The sequence below is a fragment of the Streptomyces syringium genome (assembly GCF_017876625.1).
Lineage (GTDB): Bacteria > Actinomycetota > Actinomycetes > Streptomycetales > Streptomycetaceae > Streptomyces > Streptomyces syringius.
The window spans coordinates 4,083,528-4,099,864 of sequence record NZ_JAGIOH010000001.1; the positions used below are offsets into that span (position 1 = coordinate 4,083,528).

A 16,337-nucleotide genomic window follows, 5' to 3' on the forward strand; every position below is an offset into this window, starting at 1 on the left:
GCCCGACATGCCCCCCGTGTCAGTCCTTGGGGGTGCTCCTGAGGTCGCCGAGCAGCTCGGAGAACTTGTTCCACCGGGCGATTTCGCACCCGTTCGTCCGGTTGAATTCGGCATTAACCGGGCGGCCTGCCCAGGTGCCCGTCACCCGTGCCTTCTGGTCGCCCCCGTAGATCATCGTGCACATCGCGTCGGCGGGTACGGGCGCGAAGGTGTCCTTGCCCCACCGCGTCTGCCCGTCGAGCTGGGCGCACGCCTTCTTCGCGCGCGGGTGCGTGCCGCCCGCCGGGTGGCAGTACAGGTCGTACGTGCCGTCGAAGGAGCCGCTGTCGGTCACCGTGACGGTGAGGTGGTCGCCGTGCTCGTGCGGGAGGGGCAGCGGCATGGGGGCGGCCACGGCGGGGACGGCGAACAGGGCCGGGGCCAGCGCGGCGACGGCGGCGAGGGTGAGACGGCGGAGCGGCATCGCGGTACTCCAGAGGTGCGGACGGGGCTGGGGCCGCGGCGTGGTCCGCCGGGCCCTCACTCCTGACTAACGCGCCGGAGGGCCGGGCGTTGCGCACGAAAGAGCACCAAGTGAAGAGGGAGAGGGGAGAGCGGGGGAGGGGGGAGGGAGAGGGGCGGGGAAATTGCCAGGGGGAATTGCTTTGCCCAGGAGTCGGGAAGCCCGGTACCGTAGACCACGATTGGTGGCGAGCCGCTGGGCTGTGTCATCATCGGCACGCACCACCTCACGCATGCGCGGGGTGTGCTGGAGGCTTCGCCTAGTCTGGTCTATGGCGCCGCACTGCTAATGCGGTTTGGGGTAACCCCCCATCCCGGGTTCAAATCCCGGAGCCTCCGCTCGCTTCAAGAGCCCCGGTCGTCTCGGAAGAGACGGCCGGGGCTCTTGCGTATGCGTATGTGCGTGCGGACGGCGGGCGGCCGTCCCCGCCTCTCACCGGTCGCCACGGGAGGGCGCTCCGCCGGTGCTTCCAGGGGTGTTTGCGCAGGTCAGGCGGGGTGAGGGGAATGGATTTCACGTCGCGGCGCAGTTCATGTAATGTTGTCCACGCAACGCCGACCGGCAAGAAAAACCGCCGGGAAGCCGAGCGCTCGTAGCTTAACGGATAGAGCACTTGACTACGGATCAAGAGGTTGCAGGTTCGAATCCTGCCGAGCGCACAGCCGAGGGACCGGTACCCACTTGTTGGATCCGGTCTTTCGACCGTCGCGGGGTGGAGCAGCTCGGTAGCTCGCTGGGCTCATAACCCAGAGGTCGCAGGTTCAAATCCTGTCCCCGCTACTTTGATCACAGGTCCGGCACCTCAGGGTGCCGGACCTGTGGCATTTCCGGGGACGGACGGGGGCGGCCGGAGTGGACGTGGCGGATGACGAGAACGTGGCCCGCTTCTGGCGGGAGCTGGGGCTGCCGGGCCTGATCGACATCCATACGCACTTCATGCCCGAGCGGGTGCTCGCGAAGGTATGGGCCTACTTCGACGCCGCCGGCCCGCTCACAGGCCGCCCCTGGCCCATCGCCTACCGGCACGCGGAGAGCGAGCGGCTCGCGGTGCTGCGCGGCTTCGGCGTACGGGCCTTCACCTCGATGATCTATCCCCATAAGCCGGGCATGGCCGCCTGGCTGAACGGCTGGGCGGCGGACTTCGCAGCCCGCGTCCCCGACTGCCTGCACACCGCGACGTTCTTCCCCGAGCCCGGCGCCGGCCGCTATACGGCCGAGGCCCTGGACGCGGGCGCGCGGATCTTCAAGTCGCATGTGCAAGTGGGCGCCTACGACCCGGGCGACCCGCTGCTGGACGACGCCTGGGGGCAGCTCGCCGACGCCGGGACGCCCGTGGTCACGCACTGCGGCTCCGGCCCGGTGCCCGGCCCGCACACCGGGCCGGAGCCCGTGGCCCGGCTGCTGGCCCGGCATCCGCGGCTGCGGTTGGTGATCGCGCACATGGGGATGCCGGAGTACACGGACTTCCTGGACCTGGCCGAGCGGTACGAGGGCGTCCACCTGGACACGACGATGGCGTTCACGGACTTCTCCGAGAGCACCGCGCCCTTCCCGTCCGCCGAGCGGCCGCGGCTGGCGGCGCTCGGCGACCGGATCCTCTTCGGCAGCGACTTCCCCAACATCCCCTACGGCTACGCGCACGCGCTCGACGTCCTGACCGGCCTGGGCCAGGACGACGGCTGGCTGCGCGGCGTGTGCCACGACAACGCTGCGCGGCTGTTCGGTCTGCCGGGCCGCCTGCCGCGGGCGGGCTCCTAGGGCGCACCCGGCGGTCGGTGCCTGGTTGCCGCTGCCCGGCCGGCGCCGGCGGCGGTGGCGCCCTGCGGGCGCGTCCTCGAGCGCCGGACGGGCTCGATGTGGCCGATGCGGGTGCGTATCCAGCCCGCCGGACTCGGCCTAGCGGCCTAGCGGCAGCGCCTCGGCGAGTGTTCGCCACTCGGGGCGCGGCAGGGCGGTCATGCCGCCCTGGGACTCGGGGCGGACGACCTGGACGGCGAGGTGGTCGGCGCCGGCCGCGAAGAACTCGTCCGCCTTCGCCCGCACCGCCGCGGCGTCGCCGAGGGCGAAGACCGCGTCGAGCAGCCGGTCGCTGCCGTTGCCCGCGAAGTCCTCCTCGGTGAAGCCGAGCCGCAGCAGGTTGTTGGTGTAGTTCGGCATCGGCAGATAGAAGGCGAGATAGGCGCGGGCGGTCTCGCGGGCGCGGGTGAGGTCGTCGTCGAGGACCACCTTCAGCTCCGGCGCGAGGAGCACGCCCTCGCCCAGGGCCTCGCGGGCCCGGGCGGTGTGCTCGGCGGTGACGAGATACGGCAGGGCGCCCGCCGCGCGGTCGCGGGCGAGGCGGACCATCTTCGGCCCGAGGGCCGCCAGCATGCGCCGCCCGGCGGGCAGCGGCACGGGGGCGGCGTCCAGCGCGTCCAGGTACTCCTTCATCGCGGAGTACGGCTTCTTGTACCCGTCGACCATGTGGCCGTGGCTGACACCCAGGCCGAGGACGAAGCGCTCCCGGTCGGCGGGGGCGAGCGCCGCGTACTGCGCGGCGACGTCCGTCGCCTCGTGCTGCCAGATCGACAGGATGCTGGTGCCGACGCCCACCCGCTTCGTGGCGGCCAGCAGTTGCGCCGCCTCGTCCACGCGGGCGTTGCCGCCGAGCCAGATCGTGCCGTAGCCCAGCTCGTCCAACTCGGCTGCCGTCTCGTGTACTTCTGCGGACTTCTCCGCGTCGTCCGAGCGGAGCGCGGTGCTCCAGATGCCGATCCTGCCAAGATCCGTGGTGAGTGCCATGCGCCCGTCAACCGGAGGTGTCATCCGGTTATTCCCGGGATTCTCAGACGATTCACAGAGGACGGAAAGGGGCCTCTCACGGGCCGGGGCCACTCTCGGGACCCATGACCACCACCACACCGCACGGGCGGGCCGAGCTGACGCACGACGACGGAAGTGCCGTACGGGTGCTGGTCGTCGACGACGAGGCGCCGCTGACGGAGCTGCTGACCATGGCCCTGCGCTACGAGGGCTGGGACGTGCGGACCGCGGCCGACGGGGCGACGGCGCTGCGCCGCGCCCGGGAGTTCCGGCCGGACGCCGTCGTGCTGGACGCGATGCCGCCCGACGCCGACGGGCTGTCCCTCCTGGGGCGGCTGCGGCGCGAACACCCCGACCTGCCCGTGCTCTTCCTGACGGCGAAGGGCTCCGCGGACCGCGTCGCCGGGCTCACGGCGGGCGGCGACGACTACGTCACCAAGCCCTTCGGCCTGGAGGACGTCGTCGCCCGGCTGCGCGGACTGCTCCGCCGGTCGCGGGCCGCCGCGCCGCACAGCGATTCCGTGCTGACCGTCGGGGACCTGGTGCTGGACGAGGACAGTCACGAGGTGACCCGGGGCGGCACGGAGATCCGGCTGACGGCCACCGAGTTCGAGCTGCTGCGGTTCCTGATGCGCAACCCGCGGCGGGTGCTCAGCAAGCCGCAGATCCTCGACCGGGTGTGGTCCTACGAGTTCGGCGGCCGGGCCAATGTTGTGGAGCTCTACATCTCCTATCTGCGCCGGAAGATCGACGCCGGCCGCGAGCCGATGATCCACACCCGGCGCGGCGTCGGCTATCTGATCAAGCCCGCGCCCGCGCTCGCCGAGGCCGCACCGAAATAATTCCTTGTACGGCGTAGAAGGGCTCTTGTACGGTGTATGACGCTACTAGTCGCACACCGCACCAAGGGAGCCCGTCATGACGGCGACGACCGCCGCCCAGCGCGACGCCGGAGACCGGAAACCGCAGCGTCATCCCACCCGTTGGGTGATTCTCGGCGTCATCTGCCTCGCCCAGCTCACCGTCCTCCTCGACAACACCGTCCTCAATGTCGCGATCCCCTCCCTCACCGAGGAGATGGGCGCCGCGACCTCCGACATCCAGTGGATGATCAACGCCTACTCGCTGGTCCAGGCCGGTCTGCTGCTCACCGCGGGCAGCGCCGCCGACCGCTACGGGCGCAAGAAGCTGCTCGCGCTCGGCCTCGCCCTCTTCGGGATCGGCTCGCTGCTCGCCGGGCTGGCCGAGACCACCGGACAGCTGATCGCCGCCCGCGCGGGCATGGGCGTCGGCGGCGCACTGCTGATGACCACCACGCTGGCCGTCATCGTCCAGGTCTTCGACGAGGACGAGCGAGCCAAGGCCATCGGCCTGTGGGGCGCGGTGAGTTCGCTCGGCTTCGCCGCCGGGCCGCTCGTCGGCGGGGCGATGCTCAACCACTTCTGGTGGGGCTCGATCTTCCTGATCAACGTGCCGGTGGCGCTGCTGGGGCTCGTCGCCGTGCTCAAGCTCGTACCGGAGTCCAAGAACCCCACCGGGGACCGCCCGGACCTGCTCGGCGCGCTGCTCTCCACCATCGGTATGACCTGCGTCGTCTTCGCGATCATCTCCGGCCCGGAGCACGGCTGGACGTCCGGGCGGGTGCTGCTCTCGGCGGGCATCGGCGTGATCGCGCTCGCCCTCTTCGCCCTGTGGGAGCGGCGCGTCCCCTTCCCCATGCTGGACATGCACTTCTTCCGCAACCGCCGCTTCGTGGGCGCCGTCGCGGGCGGCATCCTCGTCGCCTTCGGCATGGGCGGCTCGCTCTTCCTGCTCACCCAGCACCTGCAACTCGTCCTCGGCTACGACCCCTTGGCCACGGGCCTGCGGATGTCGCCGCTGGCGCTGGTCATCGTCGCCCTCAACCTCACCGGCGTGGGCGCCCGGCTGCTGCCCAGGCTCGGCACCCCGACGCTGATCATCGGCGGCATGAGCATGCTGTCCGCCGGGCTCGCGGCCATCGCGGTCCTCGGCGCGCACGGCTACGGGGGCATGCTGCTCGGTCTGGTCATGATGGGCACCGGCATCGCGTTTTCGATGCCCGCCATGGCAAACGCGATCATGTCCGCGATCCCGCCGGAGAAGGCGGGCGTCGGCGCGGGCGTCAACGGCACGCTCCAGGAGTGCGGCAACGGCCTGGGCGTCGCGGTGCTCGGTGCGGTCCTCAACTCGCGCTTCGCGGCCCTCGTCCCGGCCGTCGCCGCCGGGGCGGGCTCGCTGCCCGCCGCGCTGGCCTCGGCCCGTACGGACGCGGAGCGGACCGCGATCGAGGACGCCTTCGCGGGCGGTGTGCAGACCAGCCAGCTGGTCGGCGCGGCCGCGGTGCTCGCGGGCGGCATCGTCGCGGCGGTGCTGCTGCGCCGCGCGGAGCGGGCCACGCCGGACGCCGCCGCGGCCGGGGCGGGCGCGGCCGCGTAGGCCGCCCCCACGTCGCGGCCGGGTCCCTGGCCTGGGCATAGCATCGGTTACGTACCACCGGCGCAGGAAAAGGAGAGCGCGTCATGACGAGCGGGAAGCGCGCCGGAAGCCCCCGGGCCAGTGTCTGGCTGGCGGCGGAGCCGGCCCCGAAGCGCAAGGCGGAGCAGGCGGAGCGCAAGCAGGGCGAGGGCCATGAGCAGCGGCCCGGGGCGCTCGACCGGCAGCGCATCGTCGAGGCCACGGTCCGGCTGCTGGACGCCGACGGGCTGGCCAAGTTCTCCATGCGGCGGCTGGCGGACGAGCTGGACGTGACCGCCATGTCGGTCTACTGGTACGTCGACAGCAAGGACGACCTTCTCGAGTACGCCCTCGACGAGGTGTGCGGCGAGATGGTCGTCCCCGATCCGGCCGCCGAGGGCGGGGACTGGCGCGATCAGCTGCGCGCGCTCGCCGTCGAGTACCGCAACATGCTCGTCGCCCACCCGTGGATGCCCTCCCTGCTGGGCAGCTACCTCAACATCGGCCCGCGTTCGATGGCCTTCTCCGACGCCATCCTCGCGGTGATGCGGCACAGCGGGGTGCCGAGGGAGGGCATGACCGGCGCCCTCTCGGCGGTCTTCCAGTTCGTCTACGGCTTCAGCGCCATCGAGGGACAGTTCAAGGAGCGCTGCCGGGGCACGGGGCTGACCGAGGACGAGTACTACCGCCAGGTCATCACCACGGTGAAGGACCGCCCGGACTTCGCTGAGCAGCACCCCGAGGCGCTGGCGATGACCGAGGAAATGGCCGGGACGACGCTCGCCGAGGCGCGGGAGCGGGACTTCGGCTTCGCCCTGGACACGGTCATCGCGGGCATCGAGGTCATGCGGGACCGGGCGGCTGCCATGAGCGACCGGGCGGGTTCGGGGCGTTCCTGAAGGACGGGCTGGGTGGGGCTGACCTCAGCCCCTTCCAGCCCGTCCGGCGTTTGAGGACGCACCCGCAGGGTGCTTGTCGGCGCAGGTGGCAGAACGGGCCGGTAGCCGAAGATCTGCCACATACGCCGAGGGGCCCCGATGGGTGGCGTGCAGGCCGTCCCCTGCCTGTGCGCACACCCCCACCGGGGCCCGTCGTCCGGGACCGTCCATGCCGTTCAGGTCCCGGTGCCGGCGTCCGGGGGCGCGTATCCGCTCGAGCCGCGCCCCCGCCGCCGGGGTCTGTCAGTCGCGGGCCGCCGCCGTCGCGGGCGCGGCGTCGGCCGGTGCCGGTTCGGCCGACGGGTGCCCGCCGGGCCGGCTCTTGAGCGCGACCTCCTTGATGAAGAGGGTCAGGATGAAGGCCAGCAGGGCGCAGGGCGCGGCGTAGAGGAAGACGTCGCCGACGCCGTGCCCGTAGGCGCTCTCGATCACCGTGCGGACCGGGGGCGGAAGCTTGTCCAGGTCGGGGATGCCCCCGCCGCCCGTACCGCCGTGGCCCATCGCCGCGGCGGCCTTGGGGCCGAGGGCGGCCATGCCGTCCTTGACGTAGTCCGTGACCCGGTTGCCGAGCACCGCGCCGAGCGCCGAGACGCCCACCGCGCCACCGAGCGACCGGAAGAAGGTGACGACGGAGCTGGCGGCGCCGAGGTCCTCGGGGGCCACCTGGTTCTGGGCGGCGAGCACGAGGTTCTGCATCATCATGCCGATGCCGAGGCCCATGAGGACCATGTAGACGGCCAGGTGCCAGTACGGGGTGTCGTACCGCATCGTGCCGAGCAGCCCGAGACCCGCGGTGAGCAGCACACCACCGACGACGACCCAGTTCTTCCAGCGGCCGGTCTTGGTGATGATCTGCCCGGAGACGGTCGACGAGACGAACAGACCGCCGATCATCGGGATCGTCATCACACCGGACATCGTCGGCGACTCGCCGCGCGCCAGCTGGAAGTACTGCGAGAAGAAGACCGTGCCGCTGAACATCGCGATACCGACGAAGAGGCTCGCGAGGGAGGACAGGGTGATCGTCTTGTTGCGGAACAGCCGCAGCGGGATGATCGGCTCGGCCGCCTTGGACTCGACGTACACGAAGACCGCGCCCAGCAGCACCGAGCCGCCGACCATGGCGTAGGTCTGCCACGAGATCCAGTCGTAGTTCTTCCCGGCCAGCGTCACCCAGACCAGCAGCAGCGTGACGGCGGCGCTGATGAAGAACGCGCCCAGCCAGTCGACCTTGACGTTCCGCTTCACCACCGGCAGCTTCAGGGTCTTCTGCAGGACGATCAGCGCGATGACCGCGAACGGCACACCCACGTAGAAGCACCAGCGCCAGCCGAGCCAGCTGGTGTCCGTGATGACACCGCCGAGCAGCGGACCGCCGACGGTCGCGACGGCGAAGGTCGCACCGAGGTAGCCGCTGTAGCGCCCGCGCTCACGCGGGGAGATCATCGCGGCCATGACGATCTGGGCGAGGGCCGACAGACCGCCGACGCCGATGCCCTGCACGACACGGCAGGCGATGAGCATGCCGCTGTTCTGCGACAGACCGGCGGCGGCCGAGCCCAGGACGTAGACGACCAGGGCTATCTGGACCAGCAGCTTCTTGCTGAAGAGATCGGAGAGCTTGCCCCACAGCGGGGTGGACGCGGTCATCGCGAGGAGCGAGGCCGTGACGACCCAGGTGTAAGAGGACTGGCTGCCGTGGAGGTCGGAGATGATCTCGGGCAGGGCGTTGGAGACGATCGTCGACGACAGGATCGCGACGAACATGCCGAGCAGCAGCCCGGACAGTGCCTCCATGATCTGCCGGTGGGTCATGGGGGCGTCGGAGCCCTGCGGGTCCCCGGGCTTGGCGTGGCCGCCCCGCACACCGGCTGGTGTGGTCTTAGCCATGAACTTCCTTTTCTCTGTCTGAGGGTGGTGCGGGTGGTGCGGGTTACGCGGACGTATGGGTGAGGGAGTCGGCCGGGTGCGGCGCGGACGCGTGCTGGGGAGCGCGCGCCCGGCAGTCGCCGAAGCTCCGGCGCAGGCGTCCGAGCAGCTCCACGAGACGGCCGACGTCGTCGTCGGACCAGTCCTCCAGGCAGGAGGCGAGCGCTTGGGTGTACCGCGCCGACACCTCCTCCAGCAGCGCCTCCCCGGCGGGGAGCAGCCGCAGCAGCCGGGACCTCTTGTCGGCGGGATCCGGCTGCCGGTCGATCCAGCCGCGCTCGGCCGCGTAGGACACGTGCCGGCTGGTCACCGACATGTCGATGGCGAGCAGCTCGGCGAGCTTGCTCATCCGCATCTCGCCGTACCGGTGGAGCAGGGTGAGCACGATGGCCGAAGCGGGCGAACAGTCGTGCGGAAGTACCCGCGCCAGATCGCGCTTCACCGCGCCGACGGCGCTGAGCTGCCGGGCGAGCTCCTCGTACTGTTCCTGTGCGGCCATCGACCCCTCGCTGCCATCGGTTGCTTAGGGCAACGATAGAGGTGGTTGGTTGCCGCAGGCAAATGAAAATGGGGTCGTTTCGGGTAAAGCTCACCCCAAGGGTTCGTCAAGCCCGTCCGGCGTTTGAGGACGCGCCCGCAGGGCGCTCGCCGCCGCAGGCGGCAGCCGAAGATCCGCCGCGGACACCACCCCGCGCGCGCGAAGCGCAACCGTTTCGCTAGGGTCCTGGCCTATGGCCAATCACCGTCAGCAGGGCCCCGAGGGCAACTACGACCCCGCGGGCAGCACCCAGATGTTCCGTGCCTTCGTCGACGAGGGCCAGTCCGGCGGTCGTGCCGCCGCGCCCGCCGCCGCCAGGCGCTCCGGTCCGGGCGTCGGCGTCATCGTCGGTGTGATCGTCGCGATCGCGGTCGTGGCCGGCGTGGCCTGGCTCGCGCTTCGCTGAGCCCATGTCAGGGCGGGCCGGCCGGCCCGGTGGACCCGCCGTGGCTCACGTCCACTTCACCGAGACGTCCCGGGTCTCGACGCGCATGCCCGGCGGCACCCGCCAGGCATCGACGCACACCGTCCAGGTCTTCTCCCGCGCCCGCCCCGGATCGATCGGCACGGGCAGCGGCTCCGACGAGGTGAGCGTCGCCCAGTCGGTGCCGAGCGGGCCGATGATGTGGGTGCCGAAGGTGACGGTGCCGTCCGTCACGGGCCGTCCGCCGGTGTTGGTGAAGGTCACGGTCACCTTCTCGCACCAGCGGCGTTCGTCGTCCGGCTCGCGGCGCGGGGTGCCGATGTCGAGCACCGCCGGGGTGCCGGGCGGGGTGCCGGTGGAGGGCGAAGGGCGCGGACGGGACGTCGGCGGAGTGCTCGAAGGGGGCGCGGGAGGGGCGGGGGAGTCGCTGCGTTCACCGCTACTCGCCGGGCCCGCACCGCCGGGAGGGCCGGGATTCCCCGGGACCGTCATCGGGCCGGGCCAGGCGCCGCCCGTAGCGACACTGATCGAGGGCGCGCCCCGGGATGTCTCCTGCGCAGAACCCGGTGAACCCGGTGAACCCGGTGAACGCGACGGACCCGGTGTTCCGGAAGGGCTCCGGCGCGGCCCGTGGGACGACGGCTTGCCCGTCTCGCCGTCCAGCGGCATCAGCCGCACACCGCCCGTCGGCGGCACGACCCCGGAGCGGGATGTGCCGGGCCCGGCGGCCCCCGTCGCGACATAGCCGTCGCGGTCACTACCGCCGCAACCCGTGAGAAGCGCTCCCAGGCAACCGAGGCCCGCCAGCCAGCGCGCGGCAGCCGAAGCGGAGACGATCGTCTTCCGTCGCATCGGCTCAGTGTGGCTGACGTACCGTCAGGAGTACATGCCCGGGAAGCGGAAGGGCAGGATCAGTCGGCGATGAGCCCCTCGCGCAGCTGCGACAGCGTCCGCGTGAGCAGCCGGGAGACGTGCATCTGCGAGATGCCGACCTCCTCGCCGATCTGCGACTGGGTCATATTGGCGAAGAACCGCAACATGATGATCTGCCGCTCGCGGGGCGGCAGTTTGGCCAGCAGGGGCTTGAGCGACTCGCGGTACTCCACGCCCTCCAGCGCGGTGTCCTCGTAGCCCAGGCGGTCGGCGAGCGAGCCCTCGCCGCCGTCGTCCTCGGGGGAGGGGGAGTCGAGCGAGCTGGCGGTGTAGGCATTGCCGACGGCCAGGCCGTCTACGACGTCCTCCTCGGACACCCCGAGGCACAGGGCCAGTTCGGGAACGGTCGGCGACCGGTCCAGCTTCTGCGCGAGCTCGTCACTGGCCTTGGTGAGGGCCAGCCGCAGCTCCTGCAGGCGGCGCGGTACCCGTACGGACCAGCTGGTGTCCCGGAAGAAGCGCTTGATCTCGCCCACGACCGTCGGCATCGCGAACGTGGGGAACTCCACGCCCCGTTCGCAGTCGAAGCGGTCGATCGCCTTGATCAGGCCGATCGTGCCGACCTGGACGATGTCCTCCATCGGCTCGTTGCGGCTGCGGAAGCGGGCCGCCGCGTAGCGCACGAGGGGGAGGTTGAGCTCGATCAGGGTGTCGCGGACGTACGTACGCTCCGCGCTGTCCCGCTCCAGCGTGGCCAGTCGCAGGAAGAGCGATCGGGAGAGGGTGCGGGTGTCGATGGCTTCGCAGTCGTCGAGCACGGCGTGCGGTGCGTCATTGGCGAGCACCTTCGCGCTGCCCAGGTCTACGGACATGCCACCCCCTTGAGGTCGCGGACGGGTCACAGCGGTGCCCCTGCCGAGGGTACGGACGAGGGGTTCAACCTCCACCTGAATACCGGAGGCCGCGCTGTGGCAAACGCAGTTCCTGCAGAATGTCACATGTCGGCAACACGCTGTAGCGTCAAGTCGATATATCTGCCCCATCACCGCAGGAAGGTGTCACCCGTGAGGGTTAGGCGTCGATTCGATTTGCGGATCGCAGTCGGGCGAAGCTCCGCGAGAGCAGCCGGGACACATGCATCTGCGAGACGCCCAGCTCGGCGCTGATCTGCGACTGCGTCAGATTGCTGTAGTAGCGCAGCAGCAGAATGCGCTGCTCGCGCTCCGGCAGCTGCACGAGCAGATGGCGCACGAGATCCCGGTGCTCGACCCCGGCGAGCGCCGGATCCTCGTAGCCGAGCCGGTCGAGCAGCCCCGGCAGCCCGTCGCCCTCCTGCGCCGCCTCCAGCGAGGTGGCGTGGTACGAGCGGCCGGCCTCGATGCACGCCAGCACCTCGTCCTCGCCGATCTTGAGCCGCTCGGCGATCTCGGCCGTGGTGGGGGAGCGGCCGTGCAGCACCGTCAGGTCCTCGCTGGCGCCGTTGACCTGCACCCACAGCTCGTGGAGGCGGCGCGGCACATGGACGGTGCGGACGTTGTCCCGGAAGTAGCGCTTGATCTCGCCCACGACGGTCGGCATCGCGAAGGTCGGGAACTGCACCCCGCGGTCGGGGTCGAAGCGGTCGATGGCGTTGATGAGCCCGATCGTGCCGACCTGGACGACGTCCTCCATCGGCTCGTTCCGGCTGCGGAAGCGGGCCGCCGCGTAGCGCACGAGCGGGAGGTTGGCCTCGATCAGGGCGGCACGGACCCGGGCGTGCTCGGGGGTGCCGGGCTCCAGGGTGGAGATCTCCTTGAAGAGCACCTGGGTCAGCGCCCTGGCGTCCGCGCCCCGGCTCTCCCGGGTGCGCGGGGCGCTCTGGGTCTCGGAGCCGGGGTCGGGGGCGGAGCCGGCGTCGGGGGCGGGGCTCGGGCCGGCGTCGGCACCGGGGCCGGGAGCCGGGCCGGGGCCGGCGGGAGTGCCGGGGGAGGCGGGAGCGTCGCCGGGGCCGGTGGCCGGGGAACCGGCGGCACGGGGTCCGGCGGGCCCGGCGGCGTTGCCGGGGTTGTCGCGTTGATGGGGGGCTTCGGGCACGGTACGGGCCGACACGGTCACGCCACCCCTTCACGTCGACGCATTCAATTCACTCAACTCATCCGGGAAAAGCGGTCATAGCATCACAAGACATGTGCACTGTGTGCAAGCACCCCATAACACCGTGTTGAACGCAAAAATGACCCCTCACCGTGGTGGTGAGGGGTCTTGCGGTGCCTACGGCGCGAACGGCCCGTACGAACCGCTCAGAACGCGTAGTCGGCGATCACCCAAGTGGCGAACTCACGCCACAGCGCGACGCCCGCCTGGTGCTCGGGGTGGTCGAGGTAGCGCTGGAGCGCGGCGGTGTCCTCGACGGAGGAGTTGATCGCGTAGTCGTAGGCGATCGGCCGGTCCGTGATGTTCCACGCGCACTCCCAGGAGCGCAGCTCGGGCACGAGACCGCCCAGCTTCTCGAACGCCTGCACACCGGCGACGACGCGTGGGTCGTCGCGCTCGACGCCCTCGTTGAGCTTGAACAGGACGAGATGGCGAATCACGGGGCTGCCCTCCGTACGAGCGACGCGGCGTCGGTCAGTTGATCAGCTGGGTCATGAACTCGCCGATGCTCTTGGCGGCGTCCGAGATCCCCTCGAAGCCTAGCTGGACGAGCTCGGCCGACCGTGCGGGGGAGGTGATGATCGTGTACCCCACGAAAATGATGACGACGTAGGTGGCGATCTTCCTCGCTTGCGCCATGACGCGCTGCCTCCCCGGCTGCTCCCCTGTGCGGTCGCGAGAGTCTATCCGTACGTACGGTCGAAGATCGGGAGCGCGCGCGGTACTCACGTCATCTTTAGGGACCAAAGGCCCGGTAAGCAGGGCCGTTCGCCCGCCTGTCGAGCCTCCGGGTGGGCGGAGGATGGACCGTACGCCCAACGGGTCTGGCAGGAATCCGGAGGGTGAGGGACATGGCCTCGCTGCGGGGTCCGGGCCGCGCTTTCCCCTGACTGCGGCCCGTACTTGGAGACCGTGTCCTCGTCGGGGGAAGCGGCTTGTCCCCCCGATCGCCGCTTCCCCCGTACCAAACGCCGGAGCCCCGGCTTCGAGCCCGTTCGATCACGGGTTCGGAGCCGGGGCTTTTCGGTGCCCGTGCGCCGCGCGCGCGGGCGCGGGGGGAGCGCGACGGCCACGGGCTGGCCTGAGGTGGGCGGTTACGGGGTCGGCAGGTCCTCTCCTCCTGCCGCGCCGCCGCCCTCGGTGCGGCACTCGCCCCGCTGTCCGCCGTCCGGCTGACGGGGCATCCGCGCGGAGGGAGCCGGCACGGGAGCGGCGACCGGGACGGGTGGTGCCGTGCGGCCGGGGACCTCGCCGAGGGTCGCGTACAGCGGAATCGATTCGTTGAGCCCGGTGATGACGAAGGACTTGCGGGCGAGTGGCGCCGGCGCCACCACGTACAGATCCATCCCCTTGCGCCGCGTCCGCCGCCGGGCCTCCACCAGGACCGACAACGCGGTCGCGGTGGCGAAGCGGGAGGCCGACAGATCGGCGATCAGCGCGTCGCAGGTATGCGCATGGGCCTCGATGATCCTTTGCAGTGCGGTGCGGAGACCGGGGGCGTTCTCGATGTCGACCACGTCGGGGAAGGCCACCACGCAATGGGCGGAGATGATCTGGGTGGGCACCTGCATGAGGTCCTCTTCAGGGTGCTGGTTCTGACCCGGAGAAGGCCGCTTTTTGACCTGGGGCGATTTCACCACAATCGCGCCTGGCATGGGGGAAAGCCGGAATTTACCGTCAGGCGTGCCGGTCCCGGCAGTAGAATCCCCGCCCTTGTGGTGGATTTCGACCGTGGAGCGGTCGTACTCGACGGTCCTCCGAACGGAAGTTGCCGGTTGGGCGCGAGTCCATCTCAAAGGCATCCTTTGGTTCGATGTCTGAATCTGTTATTCGACTTATGGAGCGGGTCTCGGTAGCTTCGGGAGCGTCCGAATCCGGCCGACCGTGAGGCGGTAACACCATGCCGGGCGAGCGCCGAGCAGTGACTCCGTGGAAGTTCATGGCCGCGACGGCCCTGTTGTGGGGATCGGCCTTCCCGGCCATCCGCGTCGCGCTGGAGGGGTACTCCCCGACGGCCATGGCGGTTCTGCGCCTCGTCTTCGCGCTCGTACTCCTGCTGCCGTGCGTGTTCACCGGCCGCATCAGCCGACTGCGCCGGGGCGACCTGGTGCGCATGGCCGGCTTCGGCGTCACCGGCATGACGGCCTATCAGCTGCTCCTCTACGCCGGTGAACGGCACGTCGAGGGCGGCACGGCGGCGATGCTCGTGGCCACCTCCCCCGTCTTCGCCACGGCGCTGGGCATGCTCGTCCTGCGGGAGCGCCCCGGCGCCTGGGGCGTCGCCGGGCTCGTGGTGGCGCTGTCCGGCGCGCTCGTGGTGGCGACGGCCGGCGGCGACGGCGGCGGCTCGTACTCCGGCATGGCGATGATCGTCCTGGCGGCGGCGGCCCAGGCCACGTCCTTCATCCTGCAAAAGCCCCTGCTGCGCCGGTACTCGGGCATGGACTGCATCTTCTACGGCAGCCTCTTCGGCCTCGTCCCCCTGCTCACCTTCACCCCGGGCGCGGCCACCCAGCTGATCGCGGCCGACTGGCAGCAGACCGCCGCCGTCGTCTGGCTCGGCCTCGCCTGCACGGTCCTGGCCTTCTGCACCTGGTCCCGCGTCCTCGCGGCGGCCACGGCGTCGACCAGCTCCCTCGTCCTCTACGCGGTCCCCGTGGCGGCCCTCGCCCTGGACGCGGCCCTCCTCGGCGCCGTCCCGGGCCTCATGTCCGGCGTGGGCGGCCTGATCGTCCTGGCCGGAGTGGCCCTGGCCGCCTTCCGCCGCCCGGCACCCGGGACGCCGTCCCGGGCGGTCGCCTGCGGCGGTCCGTCCACGGGCACGGCTGCGGAGGGGGATGCCGCTGTCGAGACTGCGGAGCGGAAAGCGGTAGCGACGGGGGCGCGCGGCTCTGCCGACCGCTGACGGGCCTCCTGCCGGGCGGTTCCGGACCACTCCGCAGGGCAGGGCCGTCCGGGTGCCGGGCGGCCGACGCCCGTTCCGCCGACGTGTCGGCCGTTGGGCGAACAAAACACCCCCCGACCGCGTTTCCGCAGGTCGAGGGGTGTTCATGGCGGTAGCGGTGGGATTTGAACCCACGGTGGAGTTGCCCCCACACACGCTTTCGAGGCGTGCTCCTTAGGCCGCTCGGACACGCTACCGAGAGGAAGCTTAGCGGACAGTTGGCCGTGCTTTGTAATCGGCCTCCGTCAGGGGGCCCGGGGCGGGGTCAGCGGGTGCGGAAGAAGTCCGTCAGGAGCGTCGCGCACTCGTCGGCGAGGACGCCGGTGACGACCTCGGGGCGGTGGTTCAGCCGGCGGTCGCGGACGACGTCCCAGAGGGAGCCGGCCGCGCCCGCCTTCTCGTCGACCGCGCCGTAGACGACCCGGTCCAGCCGGGAGAGGACGATCGCGCCCGCGCACATCGTGCACGGCTCCAGGGTGACCACGAGCGTGCAGCCGGACAGGCGCCACTCGCCGACGGCGGCCGCGGCCTCGCGGATGGCGAGGACCTCCGCGTGGCCCGTCGGATCGCCGGTGGCCTCGCGCTCGTTGCGGCCGCGGCCGATGACGGCGCCGTCCGGGTCCAGCACGATGGCGCCGACCGGCACATCGCCGGTGGCCGGGGCCTGGACGGCCTCCGCCAGCGCGACCCGCATGGGGCCGCGCCACGGGTCGCGTACGGGGTCGTGCGGAGTGTTCTCGGCGGCTGCGCTCATGGCACCAGTGTGAGCGAGCGCGCCC

The 16,337-nt window shown here is 71.1% G+C and carries 16 protein-coding genes, 4 tRNA genes and 1 pseudogene; 9 read left to right on the plus strand and 12 right to left on the minus strand.

All coding sequences use genetic code 11. The features are described from left to right. Positions 1-19: 19 nt before the first annotated feature. Positions 20-463, minus strand: a complete 444-nt coding sequence (locus tag JO379_RS18100) for an SSI family serine proteinase inhibitor (RefSeq protein WP_130878441.1) — start codon at positions 461-463, stop codon at positions 20-22. Positions 464-750: 287 nt separating this feature from the next. Here JO379_RS18100 and JO379_RS18105 point away from each other — a divergent pair. The 4 genes from JO379_RS18105 (at position 751) to JO379_RS18120 (ending at position 2,260) form a co-directional block, all read left to right on the plus strand. Beyond that, positions 751-840: transfer RNA gene (locus JO379_RS18105), tRNA-Ser, on the plus strand. A 248-nt stretch (positions 841-1,088) separates the two neighbouring features. Then, positions 1,089-1,161, plus strand: a tRNA-Arg gene (locus JO379_RS18110). A gap of 47 nt (positions 1,162-1,208) precedes the next feature. Then, positions 1,209-1,282, plus strand: a tRNA-Met gene (locus tag JO379_RS18115). A 78-nt stretch (positions 1,283-1,360) separates the two neighbouring features. Beyond that, a complete protein-coding gene (locus JO379_RS18120) occupies positions 1,361-2,260 on the plus strand; it encodes an amidohydrolase family protein (protein ID WP_209515841.1) in 900 nt (299 codons plus the stop codon). Positions 2,261-2,398: 138 nt separating this feature from the next. Here the strand turns inward: JO379_RS18120 and JO379_RS18125 are convergent, their stop codons facing one another. After that, the gene (locus tag JO379_RS18125; RefSeq protein WP_130878439.1) at positions 2,399-3,283 is read right to left on the minus strand and encodes an LLM class F420-dependent oxidoreductase; all 885 of its coding nucleotides are present in this window, start codon (positions 3,281-3,283) and stop codon (positions 2,399-2,401) included. A gap of 104 nt (positions 3,284-3,387) precedes the next feature. On the opposite strand from JO379_RS18125, the gene JO379_RS18130 reads away from it, so the two are divergent. The 3 genes from JO379_RS18130 to JO379_RS18140 all read left to right on the plus strand — a co-directional run bounded on the left by JO379_RS18130 (position 3,388) and on the right by JO379_RS18140 (position 6,678). Further along, positions 3,388-4,146, plus strand: coding sequence for a response regulator transcription factor (locus JO379_RS18130; RefSeq protein WP_130878438.1), 759 nt, complete (start codon positions 3,388-3,390; stop codon positions 4,144-4,146). 76 nt (positions 4,147-4,222) lie between these two features. Then, the gene (locus JO379_RS18135; protein ID WP_130878437.1) at positions 4,223-5,761 is read left to right on the plus strand and encodes an MFS transporter; all 1,539 of its coding nucleotides are present in this window, start codon (positions 4,223-4,225) and stop codon (positions 5,759-5,761) included. Positions 5,762-5,844: 83 nt separating this feature from the next. Then, positions 5,845-6,678, plus strand: a complete 834-nt coding sequence (locus JO379_RS18140) for a TetR/AcrR family transcriptional regulator (RefSeq protein WP_130878436.1) — start codon at positions 5,845-5,847, stop codon at positions 6,676-6,678. Between the two features lie 291 nt (positions 6,679-6,969). Here JO379_RS18140 and JO379_RS18145 read toward each other — a convergent pair. After that, positions 6,970-8,532 (minus strand): annotated as a pseudogene (locus tag JO379_RS18145) (MDR family MFS transporter); the annotation flags it as partial. A gap of 118 nt (positions 8,533-8,650) precedes the next feature. Beyond that, the gene (locus tag JO379_RS18150; protein WP_130878434.1) at positions 8,651-9,145 is read right to left on the minus strand and encodes a MarR family winged helix-turn-helix transcriptional regulator; all 495 of its coding nucleotides are present in this window, start codon (positions 9,143-9,145) and stop codon (positions 8,651-8,653) included. A gap of 232 nt (positions 9,146-9,377) precedes the next feature. On the opposite strand from JO379_RS18150, the gene JO379_RS18155 reads away from it, so the two are divergent. Beyond that, the gene (locus JO379_RS18155; RefSeq protein ID WP_209515844.1) at positions 9,378-9,590 is read left to right on the plus strand and encodes a hypothetical protein; all 213 of its coding nucleotides are present in this window, start codon (positions 9,378-9,380) and stop codon (positions 9,588-9,590) included. A 45-nt stretch (positions 9,591-9,635) separates the two neighbouring features. On the opposite strand, the gene JO379_RS33950 is transcribed toward JO379_RS18155, so the two are convergent. From JO379_RS33950 to JO379_RS18185, 6 genes are all read right to left on the minus strand, one after another. After that, positions 9,636-9,938, minus strand: coding sequence for a hypothetical protein (locus JO379_RS33950; protein WP_307842047.1), 303 nt, complete (start codon positions 9,936-9,938; stop codon positions 9,636-9,638). A 581-nt stretch (positions 9,939-10,519) separates the two neighbouring features. Further along, complete coding sequence (locus tag JO379_RS18165; RefSeq protein ID WP_130878431.1) at positions 10,520-11,353, minus strand: RNA polymerase sigma factor SigF; 834 nt, start codon at positions 11,351-11,353, stop codon at positions 10,520-10,522. Between the two features lie 199 nt (positions 11,354-11,552). Further along, complete coding sequence (locus tag JO379_RS18170) at positions 11,553-12,569, minus strand: RNA polymerase sigma factor SigF (RefSeq protein ID WP_130878430.1); 1,017 nt, start codon at positions 12,567-12,569, stop codon at positions 11,553-11,555. A gap of 191 nt (positions 12,570-12,760) precedes the next feature. After that, positions 12,761-13,054, minus strand: a complete 294-nt coding sequence (locus JO379_RS18175; protein ID WP_130878429.1) for a Dabb family protein — start codon at positions 13,052-13,054, stop codon at positions 12,761-12,763. Between the two features lie 34 nt (positions 13,055-13,088). Then, on the minus strand, positions 13,089-13,253 hold the full coding sequence (locus JO379_RS18180; RefSeq protein ID WP_209515850.1) for a hypothetical protein: 165 nt from the start codon (positions 13,251-13,253) through the stop codon (positions 13,089-13,091). A 455-nt stretch (positions 13,254-13,708) separates the two neighbouring features. Continuing rightward, a complete protein-coding gene (locus JO379_RS18185; RefSeq protein ID WP_209515854.1) occupies positions 13,709-14,185 on the minus strand; it encodes an STAS domain-containing protein in 477 nt (158 codons plus the stop codon). 368 nt (positions 14,186-14,553) lie between these two features. Here JO379_RS18185 and JO379_RS18190 point away from each other — a divergent pair, with 368 nt between their 5' ends. Then, complete coding sequence (locus tag JO379_RS18190) at positions 14,554-15,519, plus strand: DMT family transporter (RefSeq protein WP_209515857.1); 966 nt, start codon at positions 14,554-14,556, stop codon at positions 15,517-15,519. A gap of 146 nt (positions 15,520-15,665) precedes the next feature. On the opposite strand, the gene JO379_RS18195 is transcribed toward JO379_RS18190, so the two are convergent. After that, positions 15,666-15,755, minus strand: a tRNA-Ser gene (locus tag JO379_RS18195). 68 nt (positions 15,756-15,823) lie between these two features. Next, a complete protein-coding gene (gene tadA / locus JO379_RS18200) occupies positions 15,824-16,312 on the minus strand; it encodes a tRNA adenosine(34) deaminase TadA (protein WP_130878426.1) in 489 nt (162 codons plus the stop codon). Between the last annotated feature and the right edge of the window lie 25 nt (positions 16,313-16,337).